The sequence below is a fragment of the Klebsiella sp. X13 genome (genome assembly GCF_003323835.1).
GTDB classification, from domain to species: Bacteria; Pseudomonadota; Gammaproteobacteria; order Enterobacterales; family Enterobacteriaceae; genus Klebsiella; species Klebsiella ornithinolytica.
Genome location: NZ_CP030874.1, coordinates 2604800 through 2630817, shown reverse-complemented (window position 1 = coordinate 2630817; position 26018 = coordinate 2604800). Strand labels below are relative to the sequence as shown.

The following is a 26018-nucleotide window of genomic DNA, read 5'->3' as shown; positions in this document are numbered from 1 at the left end:
GCAGGCGTTAATGGTTAGTTCACCGTGGCCGGATGCGCCAGACGACCCTCGTCCTCACCCCGCTGCTCTTTCTCGTGCCTGCGCTCCGCCAGTAGTCGGCAGATCTCCGCATGCTTCTCCTCGGTAAAGGTAAAGCGCGACATAAACACCAGCCGGATCAGCGAGCCTATGGCCGGGAGCAGGCAGATACCAAAGAACAGCCCCGACAGCACGCCGTCACTCTGGGTGGGCGCCTGCGGCACATAGCCGATCATCGTCAGAAACACGCCGATTAACCCGCCGCCGACCGCAACCGACATCTTGCCGGTAAAGGTTTGTCCGGAGAAGGTGATCGCCGCGCAACGCTTGTGGGTGTGGTACTCCGCATATTCGATGGTGTCGGCAATCATCGACGAGGTGAGGATATTGGTCATCATCACGAACAGCGTACTCAGGCCAAGCAGGATAAACAGCATGGCCGCGTGCTGATATCCGACAAACCACATCACCACGCGTACCGCGACATCCAGCCCGCAGAGGATCATAAACAGCTTCCGCTTCTGCATCCTGCGCGTCAGCATCGGGGCGACAAGGCACACCACCGCCGCCATAATCCCCATCACGCCGATCGCCATCTGCAGGCTGCCGTCCCCCATATTGTTGATAAAGAAGTAGATATAGAGGCCGCCGGCCACGTTGTGAAACACGCAGAAAAAGAACGACAGCAGAACGATAAACAGCGGCTTGTTCTGGCGCAGGTTATGGAAGGTGTCACGTATCGTCACCTTTTCCGGACTCGGCGGCACGCGCTCCTTAATCTGCATAAAGCCGTTGAGCATCAGCGGCAGGCCTACCAGCATCATGACCAGCGCCGCCATAAAGTAGCCTTTGTCGTTGCTGTAGTGCGCGAAAAACGCCGCCAGTTTCGGGAAGAAGATATTGGCGCAGGCGATCCCGGCGTTGACCCCCAGCATGGCCGCCGTCACCGCGCGGGTGCGCTGCCCGGAGTCATTGGTCATCACCGACGACATCGACCAGAACGGAATATCAGAGATGGCGTACAGCGTCCCCCACAAAATGTACGTCACCCCGGCGTAGAGAATTTTAGTGGTCATGTCCGCTTCGATTTTATAGAACGACAGCAGCGTGACGCCGGTAATCAGTACCGGGGCAATCAGCAAAAAGTGACGAAACTTGCCGAACCGGGTGTTAATGGTATCCATTATGCTGGCAAATAGCGGATCGTGAACCGCGTCCCACGCGCGGGCAATCAGGAAGATGGTACTCGCCGCCAGTGCCGAGATCCCCAGCACGTCGGTGTAGAAATAGTTAATAAACGAACCCACTAAACCAAAGCTAAAACACTGACCTAAACCATAACCAAAATAAGACCACAACTCGCGAGACGGTATTTTCATTGTCATTGCCATAGTGCGTACCTGGTTGCCCGGCGGCAGGCCGCCGGGTGGATATTATTAGCCCTGAGCCTGCGGGGCAATCTGACGGAGCTTCTTCATTAAGGCCATCTCACTGCGCGAAAACGGGATACCGTTCTCCTCAAATACATCGTGGAACCAGAGACGGCAGTAGTCCGTGGACTCTTTCATCACTACCGGCCACGGCAGCCACGTCTGCGTTTTGCCGCGCACCAGTCCCCACTGATACGGAGCGATCTTCGCCGCGTACATCAGCGGGAGTTGCTCTTCGATGGTGCTGCCCACGTGGCGGGCCAGCCATTCGGTGCAGAAGATTGGTCGCCCAAGCGCCTGCAGCTGCTGGATAATCGCGGTCATACGCCCGGTGTTGGTGTAGGCGTGGAAACTCACCACGTCTGATAACGCCAGCGCGGTCTGATCCAGCGGATGCTGATAAAACGTCTCGCCCTCCTCCTCCGCCGGCAGACGCCAGGCGCAGACGGTAAGCGGCTGAGTCGGATCCTCTTCACGCGCCCATCGGAACGCCAGTTTCATCAGCTTATGCGCGCAGGTCTCCAGCTTCGCGTCATACTGCACCTCTTGCGTACCGGTTGCGAAAATGCCGCGGTTGCCCGGCTCGTTATACAGATCCCACAGCAGCACGCGGCTGTCGTCGCGGAACTGGCGGACAACGTCGCGGATATAGCGCTCAATATGCGGCCAGCAGTCGGGATCGCAGACCTTGTCGCGTCCCGGGCTCGCGGCCGCCTGGCTGTTGTGCTTACCCGGCACCGGCGGTTTTTGCGGCCCCAGATAGGGCTCATCACCGGAGAAACCGCAGTCGTCCATCAGAGTCAGCATGGTGCTGAATCCGCGACTGTCGGCGAGGGTCAGAAACTTGTCGATACGCGCTATCAGGCCGTCGCGATCGTCTTCCCAGACAATAAACGGCAGGTTGATACGCAGGGTGTTGTAGCCCGCCTCCGCCGCCCAGCCTAGTTCGCGATCGATGGTCTCGGCATCGAAAGTCTCTTGCTGCCAGATATCGGTCCAGTTCACTGCCGTTGACGGCAGGTAGTTGAACCCGCACAGCCACCCCTTCTGCTGATACCACGCCTGCGCCTGCGCTTTACTCCACTGCTCTTTCATTACGCGTCCTCTTGCTGATAATATTTAGCTAATAAATATTAGTTGCAGGATAAATGCGCAAATCACCACGCGAAGAAAAGCGACAGCCTTCACAAAGTTCACGCTTCGGTGAATGAGAAACGTGATCGACAGCGCGTAAGCGAGCAGTTAGGGTATGATGCGGTGACGCGAGAGGGAGAGGACGAATGAAGCGAAAGACTAAAGTCACGATGAATGATATTGCGCGAACGGCGGGCGTGTCTCAGGCGACGGTATCGCTGGTGCTCAACCAGTCGCGCAACATCAAGCTCAGCGACGACACCCGCCAGCGGGTCATCAGCGTGGCGACCGAACTCGGCTACGACCGCCTGCCCGCCATTCATGCGCCGCGCAACCAGGAAGAAATCGCCCTGCTGGTGAGCTCCCTGCAAAGCTTTGATCCGTTTATCGACGCCATCAGCCAGGCACGGGAAGCCGCGTGGCGCAACGAAGCGCTGCTGACCGTTTACGACTATGGCGATGACGTGGAGCTGGCGCTGAACATTATCCGCCAGCTGGAGAAGCGCAACTGCGTGGGGATTATTCTCGCCTCCCCCGTGACCACCCTTGTCGACATGACTGCTTTTCAGGACTGCAGCCGCATTCCGCTGGTGCTGCTCAACCAGCGCGACCCCGGCTCGCCGCTGCTGCCGTCGTTTATTCCGGACGACTACGCCAACGCCTTCCAGGTGACAAAACACCTTATCGCCTGCGGCGCAAAGCGTATCGCCCACATCACCGGGGAGAGCTGGATGGAAGCCTCCCGCCAGCGTCTGGCCGGCTACCAGGCTGCGCTGCAGCAGGCCGATTTAGCGTGTGACGACAGCCTGGTGCGCCAGACCAACTGGCAGTTCAGCGAGTCTTTTACCGCCACCACCTCTCTGCTGGCGCTGGATGAACGCCCGGACGCCATCTTCTGCGCCAGCGACTGGCTGGCGATCGGTTGCTATCAGGCGCTGGCGGTAAACGGCATTGGCATCCCCCAGGATATGCTGCTGGCGGGCTATGATGACCAGAAAATCTCCGAGCAGCTCACCCCGCCGCTGACCAGTATCCAGCTGCCATACAGCGAGCTGGGACGCCTGGCGGTGGAGTACCTGTGCAACCAGGAAGATGCCGCCACGCACGTGATGCTGGCGGGCAGGCTCAAGGTGCGGACATCGAGCCTCGTCTGAGGTGAAGACCCTTCTGGCACAAGGCTCGCCGCCGGCGTGGCGCGTAACTTACGGCTATTGACTATCCGAACGCGCAGAACCGCATCGATCGGCAACGAATGATGTCCTGAAGATCTGTGCGCGAGGCGGCTACGCTTTTCACGCGACCATGATAGACCGCCGAATTAACGTGTCCGGCATCGCCAGCGCCATTAACGCCGGCGAGATGTCTCGCCCAGGCTGGAAGGCGAACGGTCGCTTGCATCGTCCCCCAGGGGTTGGGGAAATGTTTGCGATGATCTGTCTGTTCGACCGAAAGCGTATTTCGTAACCTTATCTGCCCTGCATTGCTAAACACCCGCGGCACCACTCATCAGCAGGTTTTAAACTTATTCATGGCTAATAATCAAGCGGTCCCACAAAAATCCGTTACGTGCGTAACGATAAGACCGATAATTGCACTTCCCTGTCTTTTTTTAAAAGATCAGATGCTCAGAAAATATCGGGTGTTTTTTAATTCCTCATGTAATTATATTCGCTGCAAGGAGATGCAATGCGCTATACCCATTTTTTAATGGTTCCTGAAATCGGCGCGAGCCGCCTCAACCAGACGCCGAAAAAAGACGCACAGACCATGCCTTTTTATGTCGTTTTCGATAACAGAGAAAACCGACAGCATTATGGCTATATCTCTTGTCAACAGGCAAAAGTCAGGGGAATATTTAGTCAGTAAGTTTGATTAAAAACCATTCCTCCTCATGCTGTCTTGATTAAGAAGAGGAATATTAATTTATTAAAAAATCAGTACCCTGCAGCTTTATTGGCGGCTTTTATACGCTTATTCATGGCGTCTTTTTCTTGTTTGTCATGGGCCTGCATTATCCCGCCCGCAGCATCCACCCAATCATTTGCGGTACATCCTGATAATCCCACGCTCAGCATAAACGCAAAAACATACTTCATATTCGCCCCATCCCCTGATTATTGTAGAAATAACATCCATGTAATACACAAAGTATTCGACGCTGACGTCGTTACTTTAACAAGAAAAAGGCATTATGAACAAGACGAGAATTTCCAATCCGCTACGCTATAACGGCCAGAAATGAATTCTGACGTTATTCATTTAATATACAGAAGAGAAAATAGAACTTAACACACTTCATTTTAAAGGGTGAACTTGTCTGTTGTTTAGCGTGGCGTCGCATGGATGCGGGATGTTGCCAGAAGGCCGCGTCGGGGCATTGGACATCCCCCCGTTCCCCCTGCGATGGTTGACAGAAGAAAGCAAGAAGCCCTTTGCTTTCTCTCTCTTCTCAGACGGATTTAATCAGTTGGTCGGCAGCAGCTAAAAAATGAATGGCCCGAATGACAAGAGCACTTAGATTTCAAGTGCAGCACGGATTATGGTTTCCATTTTCTCCGGCGTGACGAACGGTGCAAAACGCCTGAGCGGTTTACCGTCGCGTCCAATCAGAAATTTAGTGAAGTTCCACTTGATCCGCCCGCCCAGTACGCCGGGCAGTTCATCTTTCAGGAAACGAAACACCGGGTGCGCTGCGGTCCCGTTCACCTCTACTTTCTCGAACATCGGGAAGCTCACACCGTAGTTGATGTGACAGGTCCGGGCGATTTCGTCGGCGCCGCCGGGCTCCTGCTTACCGAACTGATTGCAGGGGAAACCAAGCACCACCAGCCCCTGGGCGGCGTACTTTTTGTACAGCGCTTCAAGACCGGCGTATTGCGGCGTGAAGCCACAGTGGCTGGCAGTATTCACCACCAGAACCAGTTTGCCGGCGTAGTCGGCCATAGAGATGCGCTGGCCACGCAGACTGTTGGCCGTCAGTTCATAAAAGGGGGTCATGTCGGAATCCTCAGAGCAGAACCCGTTCGACACCGACATGACTACGCAGCGTGTTGCTGCACGGGAATATCGCGTGGAGAGCGGCAAGTTGTTCCTGCTGATGATAACCCGGTAGGTCCTGAATCGCGACGTCAAGTTTTAGTAAGAGCAATGCCGGCGGTGGTGGCCTGAATCCGAACGCGGATCCCGGCATCGTTCCTTGGCTGCCTGTTCACACAATTAAATCGTGCGAACAGGTCCAGAAGGACACCCAACAGGCGACCGGTGCCCCGTTCCCCATTGATGAACTCTGCATGATGTTAATCGTGTCCGTTTTTGCTACGAAACCCACCATAGAGCTACCATCGGACGACGATGAGCGAAAAGCTGACCTTGAGTCATCCTTTCCCAGGCCGGCGTTTTATGTTTTCCTTAGCCTAAGCAACGGAACAAGGAAAACACCGTGAAAATCTACTGGACCCTAAAAAGTATTACCGAACTAAAAGACTTATCTTTTCGGGAGCGCGGAAGACGGTGGCGGAATGCCTATAAATCGGCCTTCCGGCACTGGCAGACCTGGGGCGGCCTCGTCCTCTGCGGGGCCTTCAGCGGCGCGGGAGCGCACTTTGGCGGCCTGGCCGGCACCGTAATATTTGCTGGGCTGGGTGGCTTTATTTACGGCCAGATCGTGACACACGTTGTCCTGAAACATTATCGGCACCGACTGCAGGACGAAGCCAACTGATCTTTCTGGCCTGAAAAGCGTCCAGGCTCATCAGGCTGTAAGTGACTAGATCTTTTTTTCGCAGCTAACCTTAAGATTCAATCATTTCTAATGATTGAATCTTAAGGTGCTCCCTCCTGCTCACCCTGGCCAAAACCCGCACTACGTTTCCCCGCGATACAGTAAAGGCCCTGCATTTAAGATACCGCCCAAAACAGTAATGATAACTATTTGCATCAGTATGCTATGTTGTATGCGCTTAAAACAAGAGCGGGTTCTCATGGCGGAAGATAAGACTCATCGCGTGGGAAAATCCTGTGGCTGCGCTGAGATGCAGCATCAATACAATTTATGGAGAGAAGATGAGAAGAATTTCAGTCTGGTCAGTGCTGTTGGCTTCAGCTTTTGCGATGTCAACCGCCATAGCGGCATACGCCGATAGCCAATGGACAGCCGCCACCACGACCTTTCCTGGTAGCATCCGTGCCGGGTCACGGGAAGTTCCCGTCAAGCCCGGAGATAAAACGGTTATAGCCATTAAGAGCCTGCAGGCGGGCACGACCGTCACCATTCTCAATGGTGCTGAAGTCCTGACACCGAAACCACTGACCGCCGACGAGAAGGGAAACCTCACTATTCCGTTGACCGTTCCGGCCGATGCCGCAACAGGTCTTCATCCACTCACTGTTATTACGCAAAACCCGGCGAGCGTTTCGCAGGTCATGTTGAAATTGTCCCAGATTGTCCCGCCAAAAAACACGGAGGCTTTCAGGCTGCAAACAACGTCCGTCGGTGAGCGGGCTTACCAGGCGGCAGTGTCGGCTGACGGAAAGCTGTTCGTGACCTCTGCCCGCGGCCCGAAGGATGGTAGCCGCCTACTGAGACTGAATGCCAGAACCCTGGCTGTCGAAGCGGAGGCAACACTGCCTGAAGACAAAAAGGGTGAGCAGATTGGTGTCTTCGGCGTCGGTGTTGATAATGCCCATAATCAGGTCTGGACGACGAACACCCTTGCCGAGACGGTGACCGTCTATGACGCAAAAACGCTTGCCGTCGCCAAAGTCTTTCCGGAGGGTTCGGTCGCACATCCACGCGATGTGGTTATTGATGAAGCCAACAATCGGGCCTATGTCAGCGCGGCGCTGACCGGTTTTGTCGAAGTGTATGACACCAAAACGCTGGAGCACATCGGTCAGCTGGAGTTTGTGGTGGAGCGTGGCAAAAACCTGTTTAACAGTACCGATCTTACCCTCGATAGCGCTGGCGGCAAGCTCTACGGCGTCAGCCGCGATACGCCATGGGTAGGCTGGATTGATCTCAAAACCGGCAAGAGTACGACGGTGAAAGTACCTCAGGCGCAGGGCGCAACCGACATCGCTCGCGATCCGCAGACCGGCCGTCTGTATGTCGCGTCCCAGGAGACGAACAATGTCGTGGTTCTTGATGCGGACGGTAAGGTACTTGCGGATACCTATATTGGTGCCGGGGGAGTATCTGTCGTCTGGGATCCGGTGACATCGCAGGTTTTCGCCGCCGCGCGTGCAGGCGGAACCGTAGCAGTGCTGAACAAGGACGGTAAACTGGTCGCTAATATCCCGGTGGATGATACGCCAAACAACCTGACCGCCGGGCCTGATGGCGCAGTTTATCTGGTGTCTATGTATGGCTCGACCGGAGATAAAGTTCAGACCGGCTCAGTGACGAAAATCACCGCCAAAAAATGACGCCATGAGTCCGCCGGGTTAGTCGCAGGCAGGTCAGCCTGGCATTATTATTAACCCCCAGTCACCTGTGGGCCGGGGGTATGTTTTAGCGTATCCGATCGGTATTCACATCTTTTTACTCGAAGCTGATTGACGTCCATCGCGATCAAGCAACACAAATCTCGTTCTGGTGTTCACTGTCTCACCTGGACGAAGCGGTATGTCTGTCCAGAGGCCCACAAAAAACGGCTTCCGCGGTTGCGGCACCTTACCTTCCGGCTGCAAGCAGATCAGAATAAAACGCTATACGTCAGGAGCTCGAGGGAAAATTTCAAGGTAACTACTATTCGTATAAAAAGGAACAATCAGAAACAGCATACCGGCACCTCCTTGCTGATACTGTACGGCTAAATCTCCATTATGAGTGATGAAGAGTCGGTGCTCCCACCACTGGCATCCGGCGCTCATATCTGGGGTACAGTTTTTGACCTTTCTAATTAATTCACCATCCTTTGTCAGATATAGAGATTTCACGTTTGAGTCTGATGGTTTTTCTTCTGAGCCATCGAGAAGGACAAATGTTCTTTCATCCAGAGTTCTGTTTTGCGAATCAATCGATTTGATATGCATTGTTTTGGAATCATAATCGAGTTTTAACTCTACAGTTGAAGTCTTGTCACCTTTAACGTAAAAAAACTCAGTCAAATCGCCTGCGCCCCAGTATTTCTCCTCACTTGATTTAACGGGTTTAGCCATGAACCGATAAAGGCTATGTGAATGAATATCCTGTCGGTTAGAATACTCCGCTTTATATTGTGCCATCTGCGGCGAATGGACAACACACCCGCTCAGTGCCAGCACAATGAATAAAACAGACGGTCCGCGCATTGACAATTCCCTATGTTAAATAACCCAAGCCAGCATTAATTTATACTATATCTCTAAGCGGCTGACTAACAGGGATTATCGACCGCTGTTCAGCGGTCAGCTATATAGCCTGATCCGGTCACGGAAACCCTCTCAACGAAGAAAAGTGAAAAAGCCAGACCTCACTCCAGCCTGTTTTTGCAAGTGACCTCTCTTTCTACCTGTTTTCGCGTTGCAGCGGGCGTTCCGCTGTTTCTGTCTATGCATGCAGAATGGCTGCCGATACACCTTCATGAGTTTACAGTAGTTAACCGGCAGCTTTGAGCGAGAAGCGGACCGTCATCTATCACGGTGAATACGCGAGACTCAATCATCCACCGTCAGATTAAGGCGCTAACGGATGAAACCCGATCATTGTGTTGTTGGTTGCGTTTTTTCCAGAATCAGCAACAGCAGGCAGATGGCTCCCGCCGCTGCGAGGTTGTAAAGCATTCCAGCCACAAAGGCAGAAGCATACTGTCCGGCTGGTGACAAAGAGGTCGTCTCTGCAAGAGCGCCATTAAACAGAATGCCCACGACAGCAACGCCCAGAGCAGCGCCGACTTGCTGTACTGTTGATACCACTCCGGAAGCCATGCCGGAGTCTGCTTCGTCAACGAAACCCAGCACCAGGTTCAGCAGTGGCGTCATAATGTAACCCTGTCCGGCACCGATCATAACAAGCGCCGGGAGCAAGTACACCGGCTTCAGTTCAGCGCCTGACAGCCAAACCTGAGCAACTAATACCGTGATGAATAGCGCATAGATCAGGGCGCCCCAAAAAAGGGTCCGGGTTCCCCATCTGGAAAGCACTCGTGGCGCCGCCAGTGACGCAAGCACAAACCCTACGCTACAGGGCGCAAACAGGCTTCCCGCCATGAAGGGATCCAACCCCATCCCCGTCTGTACCAGTAAAGCAAAGCAGAGGAAAAATGAACTTGATGTCGAATAAACCAGTAATACCAGCAACGTGCCCAGCGCAAAATGGCGCTTCGCCATCAGGCGCATATCCACGAGCGGCCATTTACCACTCATTCGGCGGCGTACCTGTTGTCGACAAAAGAGCGCGAGTACAATCAGCGCGATACCCGGTGACCATAGACTCCACGCGGGCCAGCCTTGCACCGGCCCTTCTATCAATGGAACCAGCAACAGCGTCAACCCGGAGCTGATCAGTACCACGCCGATCCAGTCCAGCTGTGGTCTTTGCGGGGCGGCGGATTCGGGAATCGATCGTGCGGTGAGAATAGCGAGAACGCCAACCGGCACATTGATAAGAAACAGAGTGCGCCAGCTCAGGCCGAACAGGTCTACATGTACCAGCCAACCGCCCAGCACCTGACCGGCAATCGCGGCCAACCCCAGAGTCATCCCCAACAGGCCAAAAGCTTTGCGCCTGTCATTACCCGCAAAGTTAACCCGGATGGAGGCATACACCTGCGGGAACAACAATGCCGCCGCCAGCCCCTGTAACACCCGGGCGCTGATAAGATAACCGGTATCAGGCGCCAGGCCACAAAATGCCGACGCCAGCGTAAAGCCAGCCATACCGATGATGAAGAGGCGACGGCGGCCAAACCGATCCCCCAGCCGCCCGCCGGTAATCAACAAAACGCCAAACGCGAGTTCATATCCGGCGACAATAAGACCAATCTCGGCGAAATTTGCCCCCAGCCCGGCCTGAATACTAGGAATGGCCACATTAACGACAAACAGATCAAAGATGGTGACGAATCCCGCGAGGAGCAACACGGTCAAACCAGCCCACGGAGGCGTTTCACGTTCGCGCGGCATCGAAAAACAGAGGGGTGAACTCATCATGTATATCCAGGGTAAGGAGAATATGCGACGATTCTCTCTTGCTCTTTAAACCATTACAATTTAACACTTTATACTATTACTTTAAGTAACGAGATAAGCGATGCGCACACTGAATCGAACGCGTTCCGATCTGGCAGCCTTCCTGCGGGCACAGCGGGAACGTCTGTCACCTGCCGACGTCGGGTTGCCCAGCGGAACCCGGCGCCGGACGCCAGGCCTCCGGCGTGAAGAAGTCGCGGCGCTTGCCGGAGTCGGCCTCACCTGGTACACGTGGCTTGAACAGGGCCGGGATATTGGGGTGTCGTCCACCTTTCTGGATAATCTGTCGCGGGTACTGAAACTGGATGCCGCTGAACGTCGACACCTCTTTATGCTCGCACATCAGCGTCCTCCTGCCGACCCCGGAAAAACCTGGTGCGTACTCCCTCCCCTTGTGCGGCGGCTGATGCACGATCTGCCGCATCCTGCTTTTGTGCTCAATCTGCGCTGGGATGTCCTGGGCTTTAATATGTTAGCCGATAAGCTGTTTAATTTTGCCCGTCATGTACCGGAGCGGCGTAACCTGCTCTGGCTACTGTTCACCGATTCCGCGCTACGGGCGCGTGTGGTTGACTGGGATGAACAGGCTCCGCTGATGTTGTCTGACTTTCGCCGTGACTTCACTCGCGCCAGCCAGAGCAGCGATATTCCTGAACTGGTCAATGAGCTGGAACAGGTTTCACCCGAGTTCAAAACCTGGTGGCGACAACATCAGGTTCATGCGCCTTGCAATGGCATCCGCCGTTTGCTGATAGAGGAACAGCCCGTGCCTTTCGAATTCACGTCGCTGACCGTGGATGAAGACAGGCATCTGAGGCTGGTGGTGTATGCGCGCCAAAAAGAGGAACCAGCGCTTGCTGATTAGCATTCAGCGTGGGCCAGTGGCTTTCGCCCGCTGGCTTAAACACGGCTGAATCTACCGCAGCTGCTCACGTAACTACGTTCCGATCCCATCTGGCGATCTTCAGATACCTTCGGGACCAGGGGCTTTCCGCGGGAGGCAACTTGTTTTTCTCACTACTTCGTTCTTTTATTCATCTTGATCCAATACAACTTGAGCGTGCCCGGGAACACCTTCGTCACCCTCTCCGGTGTGATGAGCGGTGGATGGACAAATCAAAGTAACGATACCTCTGTTTTTTCCGGATGCGTAAGCACGCAAGATAGCGTTGGAGAAAATGGGGGCGATAGAAAGCGGGAAGCAAACCCTGGCGCGCCTCGCAGGCTATGTAATCAAAACCTAATCAAAGAGAAAATCATGAGAAAAATAGTTTCGTTTGTCCATGTGTCGCTAGATGGTTTTGTCGCTTCTACCGCAGAGGGCCCGGCGGGTCTGGCCTGGATAAGCATAAGCCCCGACCTGTTTGAATACGTAGAGCAGCGAATTCAGCAAACCGACACCGCCTTATATGGGCGCACCACCTACCAGATGATGGAATCGTACTGGCCAACGGCTGCCGACAAGCCTGACGCCAGCCCACATGACCATGCGCATTCGCGTTGGTATAAATCTGCCCACAAAGTGGTGTTGTCGAAAACCCTTCTGGAGAAAAATCACCCTAATACGCAAATTATCAGTCGCAATTTAAGCGGCGAAATCAGCAAGCTCAAGCAGAGCGCGGGTAGCGAAATCTTAATGTTTGGTAGTCCCTCAGCTACTCACTCGCTAATGGCGGAAAACCTTATTGATGAGTATTGGCTATTCGTCAATCCGATTCTGCTGGGGCAAGGCATTCCCTTGTTCCAAAATATAAAACACAGAACCTCACTCATGCTGGTGAAGAGTCACGTTTTCCCGTCGGGCGTAGTGTGTCTGCAATACGAGGTGAAACGAAATTAATAATGCCAGGTTCCGATAGTTCAGCAACAGGAATAAAACTCCGGGCGGTTGCATTTCTGCAAAAGTGTAGCCAATCGATGTTTTGCGCTATGTGTCTACCCTGATTGACAATAGCGCCTAAGGGGTCGCAACATCCGCTCCTGGCACGCAGCGGACTTTACTTGCATAGATATTAGGGAGGCGCAATGTTGTCATTGCGCTGTGGCCTGATGAAAATCGTGCGCTCTCGATGATGGCCTGCCGATGTAAACAAGTCTTTCATTTTCATCATCTCCAACGATAATCCACTCTAACCCCAGGCCAACACTATGCGGGCAGGATTAGCTGCAAATCCGGATAGCGTTCCAGCCACCGTTTTGCCACGACACGCTGCCAGAAAACATCCCGCTTATCGCTCTCAAAGAATGGCGTTGCCCGAAGACGTCGTTCAAACAGATCGTCGAGCCCATAAGGCGCAATGATCTCAATAAGGGTGGAACGGCCTATTCTGACCGCGACGGCCGTCGCCGTCTCAGGCCAGTAGCGAAGAGCATTCGCTGTCGAGCAATAGGGTTCATTATCATTACGTTGATGCATCCTGGCTTGATTCTTCACCGACCAGTTAAAGACCGGTGATTGCCGGCTGAGCGTCTCTTCCAGAGCGCTATCAACAACTGAACTGCAGTTTTTCGGGTCGAACCAGACAACATCCACATCACCCGAGACTGGCCTTTGCCCGTATCCGTGCAGATGATCCCAGACCGCATCTCTGACCAAGCCGGCACCAATCCAGCCATCGCTGAGTTCCAGCGCCTGAACGGCATATAGCGCCTTCATTCTTATCGGGTCGTTTAACAACAGGTCCTGCAATACGTCCTGATATTTCATCATTTCCCTGAAAACAGTGATTAAGGTTGCTATCTGCCTGATAATAACATCAATGTCCAGGGGGGCGCCGCTGCTGGCGCCCCCCTGCTATTACCTCGCGGCTAATCCTCGTACGCGGCGTGATGGAAATCAATTTCCCACTGCAGCACATCCCCGTACAGCGCCGACAGCGCCTGCTTTTCGTTTTCACTCAGCGCCATGGCGCAGCGATCGAGTTCGTTCTTCAGCCAGAGAGCCTGCTGATAAAAGTCGTCTTCGGCGTGCATTACCACCCAGCGCCTGACGTCAGCATCGCTCTGACGATGCTCGCTCGCCCCCCGGCACCAGGAGTAGTACATCCATTCCGCCCCGAACATCATGGTAATGATCTGTTCATAGTTGCCCGACCGGGCTGTCCGCAGCATGCCGTCGCGAAAGCGCTGCACGGCTGGCAAATCGTGCGGATAATCCGCGGGATTAATCCGCCGGTCAGACAAGACCTGTTCAAACCACGCAATCTGCGTGTCTACCAGCGCGTTCAGTACGCCGATGAGCCAGCGCTGCTGCTGAATATCCGGCGCCTTGCTGACCCCGAGGGCGAAAATCGCGATTGCCGTGGCGACAAAGTTGCCCTCAAACACCAGATAGCGGTTGAATACGGTTGTCGGCAGACGATCCTGTTCAATATCAACCACAAAACGGTGCCTCTGCATCGTCTGCCAGACCTGCTGATGTTCGCGCAGCAGGCGATCGCTAAATGCTTCCATTATGCCTCCTCCAGCGCGGCCTGGGCGACGGACATAAAATGCTTAACCCGGGCCAGCTCTACGTCGTTCCACCAGACGCCATCAACCTTCATGGTGCTGGCCACAATGACTCCCTGAGTCCGTCCGAGGATCTGGCTGACATTGGCTGGTGTCACCCCCGAGCCCACTAATAACGGTAGCTCTGTCGCCGCGCGAATCTCATCAATTTCCGCCATCGTGGCGCTATCGCCGGTGCGCTGACCCGTGGCAATCACCGCGTCGGCCTCGAAAAAGTCCACATCGCGAGTCAGCTCCTGAATCGAACGATCGGCAACGATAGCATGGCTGCCGTGCTTAACGTGGCTATCGGCAAAAACGCGGATATGTTCAGCGCGCAGCATGCTGCGATAGCGCAACGCCCTGGCCGCCGCCCCTTCAATAAACCCTTCGTTGGCGATATAAGCATTGGCCCACTGATTGACGCGAATGAAATCGGCGCCCCCCGCCAGAGCGATAGCCATCGCCGGAATCGCAGCGTTTGCCAGGACATTAATTCCCAGCGGTACGCCAAAACGCTCGCGTACTTTCTCGGTAATGACCGCCATCAGCGCCGAGGTTTCATGACCGATATCTTCAGGTTTAGAAAAAGGGATATCGCCATGATTTTCAACAATCAAGCCATGAACGCCTCCAGAAATATAATTTTCAGCATCCCGAAGCGCACGCTCGACAATATCACCCACTGATTTCCCTCGATATTTAGGTGTGCCGGGAAAAGGATCGCAATGAATAACACCTATAACAACTTTACCACGTGAAAAAATAGCTTGTATTGCATTCGTTTTTTCTGCTGAGATAGCAACCATCTTATCCATCCTGTTAAGGGAACACTATGCGTGTTTACGTTATCGGCAATATTACCGTAGATGAAACCTGGTCTGTTTCGGATATACCAAAAAAAGGCACTTCAATTCATGGCGTTAAAGTTTCGCAGGATATCGGCGGTAAAGGCGCGAATCAGGCGATTATATTATCCCGCAGTGGAATAGAAACGCGCTTAATTGCTGCCACAGGAAATGACAGCAATGGAATCTGGATTCGCCAGCGGATACAAAATGAAGCATTAACGTTGCTACCCGACTGCCATTTTAACCAACATAGCGATACCTCGATTATTTTAAATAGCGCTGATGGCGATAATGCGATCATTACCACTACCGCCGCCGCCGATACATTCCATCTTGATGATATTATTCCACACATGGCCGATGCCGCCGCGGGCGATATTTTGCTACAACAGGGCAATTTCTCCCTGGAGAAAACGCGGGCGCTATTCCAGTATGCCAGAACCCGCGGTATGACAACGGTATTCAACCCCTCACCGGTCAATCCTGACTTTTGTCATCTGTGGCCGCTTATCGACATCGCAGTGGTCAACGAATCAGAGGCTGAATTGCTCCAGCCATACGGCGTAAAAACCTTAGTGATTACCCAGGGGGCAGCAGGCGCCTGGCTGATCCGTGATGGCCAGCGTCAGTTTTGCCCCGCCGCCCCCGCCGAGGCGCTTGATACCACCGGCGCGGGCGATACGTTCCTCGCTGTGATGCTGGCATCCGCGCTACTGCGCGACGTCGAACCAGATCGCCTGGCGCTTACCCATGCCAGCCGTGCTGCCGCCATTACCGTTAGCCGCCGGGGCACGCTCAGCGCGTTTCCCGACGCTCAGGAGCTCACCGCCCTGTTAGCCACGGGCGGCGCGCACTGACCTACTTAAACAGCGAGCGGTAGCTATCAACGTTCGCTTTCGTCACCACCGTTGCCGGAACCAGAATGGTTTTCGGCACGGTTTTTCCCGACGTAATGCTGTTCAGCGCCTTGAGGGCTTCGGCCCCCATCTTTTCCGGATCCTGTTGCAGTACGGCGGTGACGTATCCGCCGTCAATACCCGAAATCGCCTTCGCCGTCAGATCCCAGCCAAAGACTTTAATATCTTTCTGACGCCCCTGGTTCTCCACCGCGGCAATGGCGCCCAGCAGCGCAGGTTCGCCGGTAGCATAGATAGCCGTCAGATCGGGGTTGCCGGTAATCAGGTTTTCCGCCGCGGTCATCGCTTTATCCTGCACGTTCTGCCCGTCGACGACGTTGGCGATGGTAATTTTCGGGTTGCTTTTCAGCATCTCTTCGAAGCCCTTCTGCCGCTGATTCTGAATCGCTGAGTTCAGGGCGCCGACGATCCCCAGCCGCGCCTGGCCGCCCATCTCTTTCTGCACGTAGTCAACGAAGTATTGGCCAATAATTCTGCCGCCTTCGATATTATCCACGCCCACCTGAGCCGCCTGAGGCCCGGCCGGTAATACGGCATCAATAGCAATCACGGGAATGTTAGCAGCGGCGGCTTCTTTTACCGCAGGCATAATTCCATTAACGTCGATAGCGGCAACCAGAATGCCCTTAACACCTTGCTGAATATAGTTTTCAATCGCGTCATTTTGCGCGACGGGATTGTCGTTAGAGTTAAAAATAACTAAATCCTTACCGCTGGCTTTTGCTGCATCCTGCGCGCCTTTATTCATCAAATTAAAAAACAGAGCCTGCTGATTGATCTGTACCAGCGCATAAGTGGGAGCGGCGGCACTGGCGGTAGAAATAAAGCTCACTGATGCCAGCATCGTCGTTGCTATAGCAATAAAACGCAGTTTTCCGGTGTTAAATAACATCATCAGTATCCTCGTCGGGAATAGTTGATAGCCAGCAGAGTTCCGCGTCGCATGCGAACGCAGAAGGATTATTTTTTGGCGGGCAAATATCGTCTATATGGCCAGAACGATCGTCGAACGTTCGGCTGGACCTGCTTAATTTCATTCCGGCAACCGGTCCGTGTCGGTGCGCGACTGGAATGAGTTAAACGGGTTTGGGAATGACTTCCCGGATGATGCGGTAAACTGCCTATACAATTCTCCGCCATTTAAAATTTGTCAAGCATTTATTTAAGGATATTGTTAACAGAGATATTGCTGTATCCACCGCGCTTAACTATGTTACAGATAGCCGACTCTGGCAGAAATGGCGCAGGAAATGAGTATAAAACGCGTATTATTATCCGACGTGGCAAAGCTGGCGGGCCTGTCGAAGGCTACCCTGTCGCGCTATATGAACAACAGTATTGTGCTGCCGCAGGAAACCATCGACCGCATCGAAACGGCAATACGCGAACTGGACTATCGCGGTAATAGTCTCGCACGCCGTCTGAGTAAAGGCGGAAGCGAAACCCTTGGCCTGGTGCTGCCCGACATCACCAACCCCTTCTTTGCCGAACTGGCCGATGCCGCCGAAGAGGCCACCTCTGCCAACGGCTACAGCCTGGTACTGTGCATCACTCGTAATAACCCGGAAAAAGAGTGTCAGTTTATACGCTGGCTGGATACCTGCCAGGTCGATGGTCTGCTGTTCACCACCAACCGCCCCGATAACGGCCTGCTGCGCAAAGAGGTTCAGCGCCACGAACGCATTGTGCTGCTGGATGAGGACATTCCCGGCAGTAAGGTTCCTAAAGTCTTTGCCGATAACGTCCAGGGCGGGCGGATTGCGACCGAAAAACTGATCGCCGCCGGGCATCGCCATATCGCTTTCGTCGGCGGTCCGGACAAGCTGATGAGCGTCCGCGAACGCTATCAGGGCTTTTGCACCGCCATGAAGCAGGCCGGTCTGAGCTGGCCCCCCGAATGGGTTATGTACGGCGACTACCAGCGCGAGTTCGGCCAACAGGCGCTGCAGTATTTGTTTAGTCAGCCGGTTCGCCCTACTGCCGTCTTCGCCGCCAGCGACTATCTGGTGCTTGGCCTGCTCGATGGGCTGCGCGCCGGCGGACTGCAGGCGCCGGAGGCGCTGTCGTTAGTCGGCTTCGATGACGCCAGCTATGCCGATTTCACCCAGCCGCGTATTTCAACTATCCGCCAGCCCGCCCGGGAGCTGGGCCGCACTGCGGTGAACATCATGATGCGCTTGCTCAACGACGACAAAGATATCCCGGCAGAAACCCGCCTGCCGGTGGAATGGATTGGCCGCGACTCGATCAAGATTTGTTAAGCGCGTCCCAAAATGGCGCAAAAGCGCCCAGTTTTGGCGCAAAAAACGTTCAACCTGCCATCTCTTCACTATAATCAGTAAACCGGTTTACCGGAATGTAATCAAGAAACACTATCTATTACATAAGGTTAAGTCACAGGGCTGCGGTGTTGTTCCTGCCCTGGCACGGATGCTGCAATGTTCTTACTGGCGAACAAATATCTTACATAGCGTTTGACCAGACTGTGTTGGCGAGTGCTCCACTCCGCAGGTAAACCGGTTTACTAGAATGTAAACCGTGTCGGATGGGGTATCTCCCGCAGGCTGGCGAACATTTTCCCGGCAATAGCGATGGGAGTTATCAGATGCAGCAGCCACAAACTACCCCGCCAAGGGTGGAGATGATCAATATCACCAAGACCTACGGGTCGATACGTTCGTTGCGCGGAGTCAACCTGGAGCTGGCTCCGGGCGAGGTGCTGGGATTAGTGGGCGATAACGGCGCGGGGAAATCAACCCTGACCAAAGTACTATCTGGCGCGGTGATCCCCTCCAGCGGCACTATTCGTATCGACGGTGAACAGCACCAGTTTGCTAATCCGGCCGATTCGCGTCGCTGCCATATCGAGATGGTGTATCAGGATCTGTCGCTATGCGACACGGTCGACGTCGCGGGCAATCTGTTTATGGGTCGCGAGCCGATGAAATCGCTCCTCGGCATCCCCTTTCTCGACGAAGCCAGAATGCACGCCGATGCCCGGGAGATGCTAAAAGGGCTGGGAATTTCCATTCCTGATACTCGCCTGTTGGTGCGAAATCTTTCCGGCGGCCAGCGCCAGGCCATTGCCATCGCCCGCGCGGCGGCTTTTGATCCGAAGGTGCTGATCATGGACGAGCCAACCGCCGCGCTGGCCGTCGCGGAAGTTGAAGCGGTTCTGGAGCTAATTCGTCGCGTTTCCGCTCGCGGCGTGAGCGTTATTCTGATTACCCACCGCCTGCAGGACCTGTTCCTGGTCTGTGACCGGATCATGGTGATGTATGAAGGTACCAACGTCGCCGACCGGCGGGTGGCCGACACCAGCCTGAGCGATATCGTTAACCTGATTGTGGGCGAGAAATTCACCGCCCGCTCTGCGGCTGCACATTGAGGTAACAGGATGAGTATCATGAACTTAAGCAGCTCCCGCATGATCCAGCATTCGCTGCCGCGCCGCCTGCTGCATAACCACTCGGGCGTGGTGAGCATCGCGCTATTTTTTGTCTTCTGCTGCGTGGTGTTTTCGCTGATTACCGGCAATTTCCTCACCGGCACCAACTGGCTGAATATCATCCGTCAGAGCGCCCCGCTGCTGATCGTCGCAACCGCAATGACCCTGGTGATTACCACCGGCGGCATCGACCTGTCGGTGGGATCCACCCTCGCGCTGGTCGGCGCGCTTTCCGCTATCGCCCTGAACAACTGGGGACTGCCGTGGCCGGTGGTTTTGCTCGGCGGTCTGCTGCTCGGCGGATTAGTCGGCGCCATCAACGGCTTTTTTATTGCCTATGAAGGCATTCCGGCGTTTATCGTCACCCTCGCCACCCTGGCCGTTGTGCGCGGTATCGCGCTGCTGGTGACCCAGGGCTATTCGATTCCGCTTCCCGCTGACAGCCTGTTTACCTTTATAGGGCGCGCGTGGGTCGTGGGTATCCCCATGCCAGCGCTGATTGGCATTATGGTTCTGATTATCGGGCATATCGTTCTCAACCATATGCGTTTTGGCCGCTATGTGACGGCTATCGGCGCGAATGCCGAAGGCGCACGACGCAGCGGGATTAACACCAAAGCGGTGACCATGAAGGTCTATATCATCAGCGGAATGGCCGCCGCGCTGGCCGGAATGATTATTACCGCACGTCTCGGCAGCGGCTCCTCCAACCAGGGCGAAGGTTTTGAACTGCAGGTCATCGCCGCCGTTGTGCTCGGCAGTACCAGTCTGTTTGGCGGCTTCGGGACGATTATCGGCACGCTGCTCGGCGCGCTGTCGATTGCGGTGATTCAGAACGGGCTGATCCTGTCGCATATTTCACCGTTCTACACCCAGATAGCCACCGGCACTATCATCCTGCTGGCTATCTGGCTGAACACCCGCATTCTCAACCCCACGCGCTCGGCGGCAAAAGGATAGATAGCTGATGAAAGGATCAATTTTTCGCCATCCCTCCCCGCTGCCGGTCGGCGTCAGCAGCGGTTACGTCATGACGGTGCTGGGCCCGCTGCCGATTAGCGAGATGGGCGTCACGCTGATGCATGAGCATATTCTGCTGGACGCGTCCGGCAAATGGGTGCCGCCCTGCTGCTGTAGCGATCGCCATCTAGCCGAAATGCCGGTGAAGATGGAAAACCTCGGCGAACTGTCGCTGAACCCGCTGATGAGCCGCGATAACTGCCAGCTATTTGATGTCGACGTCGCGATTGAAGAACTGACCAAATATCGCGCGCTTGGCGGGGAAACGGTGGTCGACCCGACCAATATCGGCATTGGCCGCGACCCCAAAGCGCTGGCGCGCATCGCGCGTCTGACCGGTCTGAACATTGTTATGGGTACCGGCCTCTATCTGGAGCCGTCACACCCCGAGTGGGTAAAAACCAGCAGCGTCGAACAGCTGGCCGAACGGCTGATTTACGATCTTGGCGGCGCGGAGGAGAAACCGGAAGTGCTCGCCGGGCTTATCGGCGAAATCGGAATCTCAAGCCGCTTTACGCCGGATGAAGAGAAGTCTCTGCGCGCGGCCGGCCGGGCCAGCGCCGCGACCGGCGTGCCGATCGAGGTCCATCTGCCGGGCTGGGAGAGACTGGGTCACCGGGTGCTGGATATTCTCGAACAGGAAGGCGCCGATCTCCGTCATGCGGTGCTGTGTCATATGAATCCCAGCTTTGCCGATAAGCGCTACCAGCGCGAACTGGCGCAGCGCGGAGCGTTTCTCGAATACGACATGATCGGCATGAGCTACTACTATGCCGACGAGTCGGCGCAGTCGCCCTCCGACGAGGAGAACGCCCGTGCGATTCGCGAGCTGATTGACGATGGCTATCTCCAGCAGATTTTGCTGTCGCAGGATGTGTTCCTGAAAACCATGCTCACCCGCTACGGCGGCCACGGTTACGGCTACATACTCAAGCATTTTGTTCCTCGTCTGCGGCGCCACGGCGTCAGCGGCGAACAGCTTGAAACCTTGATGATTGGCAATCCCCAACGGGTCTTTGGCGGATAAAAGGAAAATCATAATGCAGAAAAAAATCTTACTGGTCGGGGAATCCTGGACCAGCACTTCAACGCACATTAAAGGCTTCGATCAGTTTGCCACCGCTACCTGGCACACCGGCGCAACGGATTTTCTCGCCGCGCTTGCGGACAGTCATTACGCGATTACCTACATGCCTGCCCACGCGGCGGCGACCGACTTCCCGCTGACTCAGGAAGCGCTGCGGCAGTGGGATGCAATTATCCTGTCGGATATTGGCGCCAATACGCTGCTGCTGCATCCGGATACCTGGCTGAAAAGCCGGCGTACCGCCAACCGGCTGACGCTGATCCATGACTACGTTGCCGCCGGCGGTGCGCTGATGATGATTGGGGGCTATTACAGCTTCCAGGGAATTAACGGCGGCGCACGCTATCGCCATACCGCGGTGGAGAAAGTTCTGCCGGTGCGCTGTCTGGCATGGGACGATCGTATTGAAACCCCGGAAGGTTGCTATGCCGAAGTGACAGAATCTCACGCCCTGTTTAACGATATTCCTGGCGAATGGCCGTGGCTGCTGGGCTATAACGAAGTGGAAATGCATCCGCAGGGCAAACTGCTGGCTACCGTCGCCGGAACCGGTCATCCGCTGCTGGCTATTCGCGAATATCAACAGGGTCGCTCGCTGGTGTGGACCAGCGATATGTCCGCACACTGGCTGCCGGAAGAGTTTGCCAAATGGCCCGGCTATCGCCAGCTGTGGATTAACTGCCTCGACTGGCTAACGGAACGCGACTGATGACCACCACCCTTCAACTGGCCCGGCAGCTGCTGGGCTTTAACACCATCAACCCGCCGGGTAGCGAAGCTGACTGCATGCGCTTCTTTGCCGACTGGCTTCAAGAGAGCGGCTTTGAGGTTTCGCTGTCGTCGTTCGGCGAGGGACGCAGCAATCTGATCGCCAGTCTGCCCGGGATGACAGCCGGTAAACCGCTGGCTTTTACCGGACATCTGGATACCGTGCCGCTTGGGAACGCGCAGTGGCGATACGATCCTTTCGGTTCACAGACGGAGGACGGTCGTCTTTATGGACGCGGCGCCAGCGATATGAAAGCAGCGGTGGCGGCATTTGCCGTCGCCTGCGTTCATCAGCGGGAAACTATTCTCGCCGGCAGCGGTGCGGTATTGCTGATTACCGGAGGGGAAGAAACCGGCTGTGACGGCGCCCGGGCGCTGATCGCCTCCGCTCCGTTGCCGGAGATCGGGGCGCTGATCGTCGGCGAACCCACCGCCAATTACCCGGTTATCGGGCATAAAGGCGCCCTCTGGCTACGTTGTGAAACGCGAGGGAAAACCGCGCACGGCGCGATGCCGGAACTGGGGATTAACGCTATCTATCTGGCGGCGGATGCGGTAGGTAAGATTCAACATTTCTCGCCAGGCGCGCCGCATCCGCTGATGAAACAGCCCACTCTTAACGTCGGACGTATCGAAGGCGGGCTCAATATCAACTCCGTGCCGGACCGCACGCGTTTTGATGTCGATATCCGTAGCGCGCCCAATTTACAGCACGCCACTATCCGGCAGCGATTGACCACGCTGCTTGGTGAGAGCGTCACGGTGTCGACATTGGTTGACCTGCCCGCGGTACTGAGCGAAGCGGACCACGTTTGGATAAAGCAGGTTTATCAACGCTGCCAGCCGCTGCACGATCGGCCGCTTGAGCCGCGCGTGGTTCCCTACTTTACCGATGCCTCCCTGCTGCTGCCTGCGCTGGGCAACCCGCCCTGTATTATTCTCGGCCCCGGCGAGCCGTCTCTGGCTCATCAAACCGATGAGTACTGCCTGCTCAGCCGACTGGAGGAAGCGGAACAGCTGTACGGAGAAATTATCCGCGACTGGATGCGGTAATCTGCCTGCCGGAGTCGCATAAAAGTGACAGCGTCACACGGAAAGAATGCCTGCGTTCGAACCTCCGCAGGCACACTCGTTGATAAACATTTGAATACCCTCGCTGAATAGCAGAGGATGACCGCATATCACGCCGAATTTATCATACCAGGCAAGGAGGCATTACCATGACCGTGAGACGCAGTCCGCTACTCTTTTGTTTCCTCTCTTTACTGCTGACGGCCTGCTCAGGCACCGCTTCCCCACCTGAGAGCGCTGAAAAGGCTAAATTATCGGCAGAAGTGGATAAGCTGTTTGCAGATTATGAGATGGGGTCAGACAATTCGCCACGGGCGACTAATTTGCGCTATCTGCATCAGGTCAGAACGGCTATCTTCGCTAAAATAGACCAGCCGCAGGCGTATCAGGGGCAAAAATGCTCCGTGCGCTTAACGTTCCAGCGTGACGGGAAGGTGCAGAATCCAACGGAAGCGCATGGCGATCCGGCTTTATGCGCGGAAATTATAGCCGCGCTACAAGAGGCGCAGATTCCGCCAGCCCCGGATGAACAAACCTATCAGACATTCAACAATGCCATTATGGATTTCAGACCGTGAGCGGGATTTCCGCAATATTGTCTCAGGGGCCCTTGGCCCCTGCATCATTCTCAGAACTCCGCGCGGCCGCCGAAATTATAGCGCCGCCCTTCCAGCATCGCGGTCTGCCTGTAGGTGGTGGTGTAAACCGGATTCACATCAAACAGATTGTAGATCCCGCTCATCAACGTGACGTGTTTATTCAGATGGTAACGCGCGCCTAAATCAACCAGCGCATACGCATCCGTTGAGCTGGACTTGCCGATATCCGGCGAGTTGCTGCGCCAGCTCGCCTTGGTCCACAGCTCCAGATCGGACGTTGTATTCCATGACAGCGAAACGTTGGCCATACTGCTCGGAAAATCATTTAGCGCATAGCCCTTATACTCACCGCTTTTCTGTTCACTGTGGGTATAGGTATAGTTGGCGTTGGCCTTCAGCGCCGCGGTCACCTGCCAGTCGCCGTTCAGCTCCAGGCCGTAGATCTCCGCATCCCCGACGTTAATATATTGCGACACGCTATCAGCGGTATAGCCATTGTATTGACACTGTTGGCTGGCCGATGAGGTACAGATGGTGTGGTCGCTGATTTTATCTTTAAATTTGGTATGGAAAAGCGTCGCATCCAGCGCCAGCGCGTTTTGCTGCCAGTACACGCCCAGTTCGGTGTTGATGCTCTGTTCCGGCTTCAGATCGTCGTTGCCGATACCAATCTCAGAATAGGGATAAGCACCATAGACGCTGGTAAAACCGGCGTTGTTCTGCCGTAAATCCGGTTTTTTGTAACCGGCGGAGACGCCCCCTTTCAGCGCCCAGGTCTCGTCGATAGTCCAGTTACCATACAGCTTAGGCGTGACGTGATAGCCAAAGTAGCTATCATGATCCAGGCGCGCAGAGGTGGTCAGCGTAAAGTCCGGCACCATCATCCATGCATCTTCCGCAAAAACCGCCCAGCCATGACGCGTGATTTTACTCACCGGAGTGACGCCAGGCGCCTGCTTATCCGCGATACCGAAGGTGTCATTCAGCTCATTGCGCGTGAAATTTACGCCTAACGTCAGCTTGTGATCGGCCAGAGTAAAGGTGTTCGCGCTATTGGCCTCAAAATTATTCTGCTTAATAAATTGCGAATCCATCCCGGGCACGCGGTACTCCGTACGGGCCTTCTCGTAGCTGATAAAGTTCTTCACCTCCACCAGATCATCGCCGTACCAGGCATGCTGTGACAGTGAGGCCGCGTCGCGGTCAAAGCCCCAGTACCACGCTTTATCGTTATGGGTTTTCTCCTGATTGCCTTTAGAGGCGTTCAGATCCCAGAGCTGAGTATCGGTTGGCGACAGAGAAATGGTGGCGTCCAGATTCCCGGCCTGATGCTTCACGAAGCGCTCTTTGGTTGGGCTATCATCATCGCGACGATCGAGGTAGTCTGCGCCCACGCTGATCCCGAGTTTGCCCGGGATGACAGGCCCCATCAAGAAAGCGTTGGTCTGATTAGTGTTGCCGTATTCACTTTTTTCCTGCAGGAAGTAATTATCCTCCAGTACCCCGGTCCATTTTTCGAGGTTCCAGGACTTTTTGGTGATGACGTTGACCACGCCACCAATCGAGTCAGAGCCATACAGCGAGGACATGGGGCCGCGAATGACCTCTACCCGTTCAATGGCAGCCAGCGGCGGCATAAAAGCCACTTCGCTACCAATGTGATGCCCGTAGGGACGGGATTCGCGGGTAGACTGCTTGATACCGTTGACCATAAACGAGGTATAGGTCGAATCCATACCGCGCATCTGTACATCGCCGGTGGCCAGACTGCCGTGACCGTTGCCCACCAGCACGCCCGGCATCTCGCGCAGCGCTTCCGCGACATTCTGATTGGAACGGGTATTCAGCGCCTTCTCATCAAGCACCGAGATCGTCGCCGGCGCCTCGCGCCTCTCCTGGCTGAAACCTGTGGCGGTGACTACCATCTGCTCTTCGTTTACGGCGGCGCTATCTGCAGCGTAGGCAGCCGCGGGCAGATTGACGAAGGCGAGCGCAATCGCCACCTCCATGTGTGTCT

25 protein-coding genes are annotated in these 26018 nt (G+C 55.0%); 14 read left to right on the top strand and 11 right to left on the bottom strand.

Going from position 1 to position 26018, the window contains the following annotated elements:
- Positions 1-14: 14 nt before the first annotated feature.
- Positions 15-1409 carry an MFS transporter gene (locus DSD31_RS12540; RefSeq protein ID WP_065906531.1) on the bottom strand — a complete coding sequence of 465 codons (1395 nt, stop codon included), beginning with the start codon at positions 1407-1409 and terminating at the stop codon, positions 15-17.
- A gap of 45 nt (positions 1410-1454) precedes the next feature.
- Entirely contained in the window at positions 1455-2543 is a 1089-nt protein-coding gene (locus tag DSD31_RS12535; RefSeq protein ID WP_113991081.1) for a cellulase family glycosylhydrolase, read from the bottom strand.
- A gap of 185 nt (positions 2544-2728) precedes the next feature.
- Here DSD31_RS12535 and DSD31_RS12530 point away from each other — a divergent pair, with 185 nt between their 5' ends.
- Both DSD31_RS12530 and DSD31_RS12525 read left to right on the top strand, forming a co-directional pair.
- Positions 2729-3736 (top strand): LacI family DNA-binding transcriptional regulator, encoded by a 1008-nt coding sequence (locus DSD31_RS12530; RefSeq protein ID WP_015584288.1) that lies wholly within the window; start codon positions 2729-2731, stop codon positions 3734-3736.
- 532 nt (positions 3737-4268) lie between these two features.
- The gene (locus DSD31_RS12525; RefSeq protein ID WP_113991080.1) at positions 4269-4448 is read left to right on the top strand and encodes a hypothetical protein; all 180 of its coding nucleotides are present in this window, start codon (positions 4269-4271) and stop codon (positions 4446-4448) included.
- Positions 4449-4516: 68 nt separating this feature from the next.
- Here DSD31_RS12525 and DSD31_RS26335 read toward each other — a convergent pair whose 3' ends face one another.
- Together DSD31_RS26335 and DSD31_RS12520 are read right to left on the bottom strand one after the other, a co-directional pair.
- Positions 4517-4678: a hypothetical protein gene (locus DSD31_RS26335; RefSeq protein WP_004862211.1), complete on the bottom strand. Its 162-nt coding sequence runs from the start codon at positions 4676-4678 to the stop codon at positions 4517-4519.
- A gap of 418 nt (positions 4679-5096) precedes the next feature.
- Entirely contained in the window at positions 5097-5579 is a 483-nt protein-coding gene (locus tag DSD31_RS12520; protein WP_113991079.1) for a glutathione peroxidase, read from the bottom strand.
- Positions 5580-6021: 442 nt separating this feature from the next.
- Between DSD31_RS12520 and DSD31_RS12515 the strand changes: the two genes are divergently transcribed.
- The gene (locus DSD31_RS12515) at positions 6022-6303 is read left to right on the top strand and encodes a hypothetical protein (RefSeq protein WP_004862215.1); all 282 of its coding nucleotides are present in this window, start codon (positions 6022-6024) and stop codon (positions 6301-6303) included.
- A 341-nt stretch (positions 6304-6644) separates the two neighbouring features.
- Complete coding sequence (locus DSD31_RS12510) at positions 6645-8006, top strand: YncE family protein (protein WP_071359420.1); 1362 nt, start codon at positions 6645-6647, stop codon at positions 8004-8006.
- A gap of 282 nt (positions 8007-8288) precedes the next feature.
- On the opposite strand, the gene DSD31_RS12505 is transcribed toward DSD31_RS12510, so the two are convergent.
- Together DSD31_RS12505 and DSD31_RS12500 are read right to left on the bottom strand one after the other, a co-directional pair.
- On the bottom strand, positions 8289-8873 hold the full coding sequence (locus DSD31_RS12505) for a hypothetical protein (RefSeq protein ID WP_004862221.1): 585 nt from the start codon (positions 8871-8873) through the stop codon (positions 8289-8291).
- 390 nt (positions 8874-9263) lie between these two features.
- Positions 9264-10712, bottom strand: a complete 1449-nt coding sequence (locus tag DSD31_RS12500) for an MFS transporter (RefSeq protein ID WP_044023523.1) — start codon at positions 10710-10712, stop codon at positions 9264-9266.
- 100 nt (positions 10713-10812) lie between these two features.
- Between DSD31_RS12500 and DSD31_RS12495 the strand changes: the two genes are divergently transcribed.
- Positions 10813-11616, top strand: coding sequence for a helix-turn-helix transcriptional regulator (locus DSD31_RS12495; RefSeq protein ID WP_004862226.1), 804 nt, complete (start codon positions 10813-10815; stop codon positions 11614-11616).
- 393 nt (positions 11617-12009) lie between these two features.
- Positions 12010-12591 (top strand): dihydrofolate reductase family protein, encoded by a 582-nt coding sequence (locus DSD31_RS12490; RefSeq protein ID WP_032717483.1) that lies wholly within the window; start codon positions 12010-12012, stop codon positions 12589-12591.
- Positions 12592-12897: 306 nt separating this feature from the next.
- Here DSD31_RS12490 and DSD31_RS12485 read toward each other — a convergent pair whose 3' ends face one another.
- The 3 genes from DSD31_RS12485 to DSD31_RS12475 all read right to left on the bottom strand — a co-directional run bounded on the left by DSD31_RS12485 (position 12898) and on the right by DSD31_RS12475 (position 15049).
- The gene (locus DSD31_RS12485) at positions 12898-13458 is read right to left on the bottom strand and encodes a nucleotidyltransferase family protein (protein ID WP_044023606.1); all 561 of its coding nucleotides are present in this window, start codon (positions 13456-13458) and stop codon (positions 12898-12900) included.
- Between the two features lie 101 nt (positions 13459-13559).
- Positions 13560-14204: a TenA family protein gene (locus DSD31_RS12480; RefSeq protein ID WP_004862233.1), complete on the bottom strand. Its 645-nt coding sequence runs from the start codon at positions 14202-14204 to the stop codon at positions 13560-13562.
- A complete protein-coding gene (locus DSD31_RS12475) occupies positions 14204-15049 on the bottom strand; it encodes a BtpA/SgcQ family protein (protein ID WP_004862236.1) in 846 nt (281 codons plus the stop codon). The genes DSD31_RS12480 and DSD31_RS12475 overlap by 1 nt, the downstream gene beginning before the upstream one ends.
- A gap of 26 nt (positions 15050-15075) precedes the next feature.
- On the opposite strand from DSD31_RS12475, the gene DSD31_RS12470 reads away from it, so the two are divergent.
- On the top strand, positions 15076-15948 hold the full coding sequence (locus DSD31_RS12470; RefSeq protein WP_048023632.1) for a ribokinase: 873 nt from the start codon (positions 15076-15078) through the stop codon (positions 15946-15948).
- A gap of 1 nt (position 15949) precedes the next feature.
- Here DSD31_RS12470 and DSD31_RS12465 read toward each other — a convergent pair whose 3' ends face one another.
- The gene (locus DSD31_RS12465; protein ID WP_099843560.1) at positions 15950-16903 is read right to left on the bottom strand and encodes an ABC transporter substrate-binding protein; all 954 of its coding nucleotides are present in this window, start codon (positions 16901-16903) and stop codon (positions 15950-15952) included.
- 343 nt (positions 16904-17246) lie between these two features.
- On the opposite strand from DSD31_RS12465, the gene DSD31_RS12460 reads away from it, so the two are divergent.
- The 7 genes from DSD31_RS12460 to DSD31_RS12430 all read left to right on the top strand — a co-directional run bounded on the left by DSD31_RS12460 (position 17247) and on the right by DSD31_RS12430 (position 23980).
- Positions 17247-18269, top strand: a complete 1023-nt coding sequence (locus DSD31_RS12460; protein ID WP_113991078.1) for a LacI family DNA-binding transcriptional regulator — start codon at positions 17247-17249, stop codon at positions 18267-18269.
- 380 nt (positions 18270-18649) lie between these two features.
- On the top strand, positions 18650-19396 hold the full coding sequence (locus DSD31_RS12455; RefSeq protein ID WP_160873108.1) for an ATP-binding cassette domain-containing protein: 747 nt from the start codon (positions 18650-18652) through the stop codon (positions 19394-19396).
- A gap of 18 nt (positions 19397-19414) precedes the next feature.
- Positions 19415-20416: an ABC transporter permease gene (locus DSD31_RS12450; RefSeq protein WP_004862247.1), complete on the top strand. Its 1002-nt coding sequence runs from the start codon at positions 19415-19417 to the stop codon at positions 20414-20416.
- Positions 20417-20423: 7 nt separating this feature from the next.
- Positions 20424-21503 carry a phosphotriesterase family protein gene (locus DSD31_RS12445; RefSeq protein WP_048023633.1) on the top strand — a complete coding sequence of 360 codons (1080 nt, stop codon included), beginning with the start codon at positions 20424-20426 and terminating at the stop codon, positions 21501-21503.
- A 13-nt stretch (positions 21504-21516) separates the two neighbouring features.
- Positions 21517-22272 carry a glutamine amidotransferase gene (locus tag DSD31_RS12440; RefSeq protein WP_004862251.1) on the top strand — a complete coding sequence of 252 codons (756 nt, stop codon included), beginning with the start codon at positions 21517-21519 and terminating at the stop codon, positions 22270-22272.
- Complete coding sequence (locus DSD31_RS12435; protein WP_015584277.1) at positions 22272-23384, top strand: M20 family metallopeptidase; 1113 nt, start codon at positions 22272-22274, stop codon at positions 23382-23384. Before DSD31_RS12440 ends, DSD31_RS12435 begins: the two co-directional genes overlap by 1 nt.
- 167 nt (positions 23385-23551) lie before the next feature.
- On the top strand, positions 23552-23980 hold the full coding sequence (locus DSD31_RS12430; protein WP_064359306.1) for a cell envelope integrity TolA C-terminal domain-containing protein: 429 nt from the start codon (positions 23552-23554) through the stop codon (positions 23978-23980).
- A 50-nt stretch (positions 23981-24030) separates the two neighbouring features.
- Here DSD31_RS12430 and DSD31_RS12425 read toward each other — a convergent pair whose 3' ends face one another.
- Positions 24031-26010, bottom strand: a complete 1980-nt coding sequence (locus DSD31_RS12425; RefSeq protein WP_113991077.1) for a TonB-dependent receptor domain-containing protein — start codon at positions 26008-26010, stop codon at positions 24031-24033.
- Positions 26011-26018: the final 8 nt, after the last annotated feature.

Bases quoted from the DNA above. Each gene is read 5' to 3' on its own strand.
- DSD31_RS12490 (WP_032717483.1), top strand. From the start codon at position 12,010: ATGAGAAAAATAGTTTCGTTTGTCCATGTGTCGCTAGATGGTTTTGTC.
- DSD31_RS12450 (WP_004862247.1), top strand. From the start codon at position 19,415: ATGAACTTAAGCAGCTCCCGCATGATCCAGCATTCGCTGCCGCGCCGC.
- DSD31_RS12435 (WP_015584277.1), top strand. From the start codon at position 22,272: ATGACCACCACCCTTCAACTGGCCCGGCAGCTGCTGGGCTTTAACACC.
- DSD31_RS12445 (WP_048023633.1), top strand. From the start codon at position 20,424: ATGAAAGGATCAATTTTTCGCCATCCCTCCCCGCTGCCGGTCGGCGTC.
- DSD31_RS12460 (WP_113991078.1), top strand. From the start codon at position 17,247: ATGGCGCAGGAAATGAGTATAAAACGCGTATTATTATCCGACGTGGCA.
- DSD31_RS12470 (WP_048023632.1), top strand. From the start codon at position 15,076: ATGCGTGTTTACGTTATCGGCAATATTACCGTAGATGAAACCTGGTCT.
- DSD31_RS12535 (WP_113991081.1), bottom strand. From the start codon at position 2,543: ATGAAAGAGCAGTGGAGTAAAGCGCAGGCGCAGGCGTGGTATCAGCAG.
- DSD31_RS12500 (WP_044023523.1), bottom strand. From the start codon at position 10,712: ATGATGAGTTCACCCCTCTGTTTTTCGATGCCGCGCGAACGTGAAACG.
- DSD31_RS12485 (WP_044023606.1), bottom strand. From the start codon at position 13,458: ATGAAATATCAGGACGTATTGCAGGACCTGTTGTTAAACGACCCGATA.
- DSD31_RS12440 (WP_004862251.1), top strand. From the start codon at position 21,517: ATGCAGAAAAAAATCTTACTGGTCGGGGAATCCTGGACCAGCACTTCA.
- DSD31_RS12540 (WP_065906531.1), bottom strand. From the start codon at position 1,409: ATGGCAATGACAATGAAAATACCGTCTCGCGAGTTGTGGTCTTATTTT.
- DSD31_RS12465 (WP_099843560.1), bottom strand. From the start codon at position 16,903: ATGATGTTATTTAACACCGGAAAACTGCGTTTTATTGCTATAGCAACG.
- DSD31_RS12505 (WP_004862221.1), bottom strand. From the start codon at position 8,873: ATGCGCGGACCGTCTGTTTTATTCATTGTGCTGGCACTGAGCGGGTGT.
- DSD31_RS12510 (WP_071359420.1), top strand. From the start codon at position 6,645: ATGAGAAGAATTTCAGTCTGGTCAGTGCTGTTGGCTTCAGCTTTTGCG.
- DSD31_RS12430 (WP_064359306.1), top strand. From the start codon at position 23,552: ATGACCGTGAGACGCAGTCCGCTACTCTTTTGTTTCCTCTCTTTACTG.
- DSD31_RS12425 (WP_113991077.1), bottom strand. From the start codon at position 26,010: ATGGAGGTGGCGATTGCGCTCGCCTTCGTCAATCTGCCCGCGGCTGCC.
- DSD31_RS12520 (WP_113991079.1), bottom strand. From the start codon at position 5,579: ATGACCCCCTTTTATGAACTGACGGCCAACAGTCTGCGTGGCCAGCGC.
- DSD31_RS12455 (WP_160873108.1), top strand. From the start codon at position 18,650: ATGATCAATATCACCAAGACCTACGGGTCGATACGTTCGTTGCGCGGA.
- DSD31_RS12530 (WP_015584288.1), top strand. From the start codon at position 2,729: ATGAAGCGAAAGACTAAAGTCACGATGAATGATATTGCGCGAACGGCG.
- DSD31_RS12475 (WP_004862236.1), bottom strand. From the start codon at position 15,049: ATGGTTGCTATCTCAGCAGAAAAAACGAATGCAATACAAGCTATTTTT.
- DSD31_RS26335 (WP_004862211.1), bottom strand. From the start codon at position 4,678: ATGAAGTATGTTTTTGCGTTTATGCTGAGCGTGGGATTATCAGGATGT.
- DSD31_RS12525 (WP_113991080.1), top strand. From the start codon at position 4,269: ATGCGCTATACCCATTTTTTAATGGTTCCTGAAATCGGCGCGAGCCGC.
- DSD31_RS12495 (WP_004862226.1), top strand. From the start codon at position 10,813: ATGCGCACACTGAATCGAACGCGTTCCGATCTGGCAGCCTTCCTGCGG.
- DSD31_RS12480 (WP_004862233.1), bottom strand. From the start codon at position 14,204: ATGGAAGCATTTAGCGATCGCCTGCTGCGCGAACATCAGCAGGTCTGG.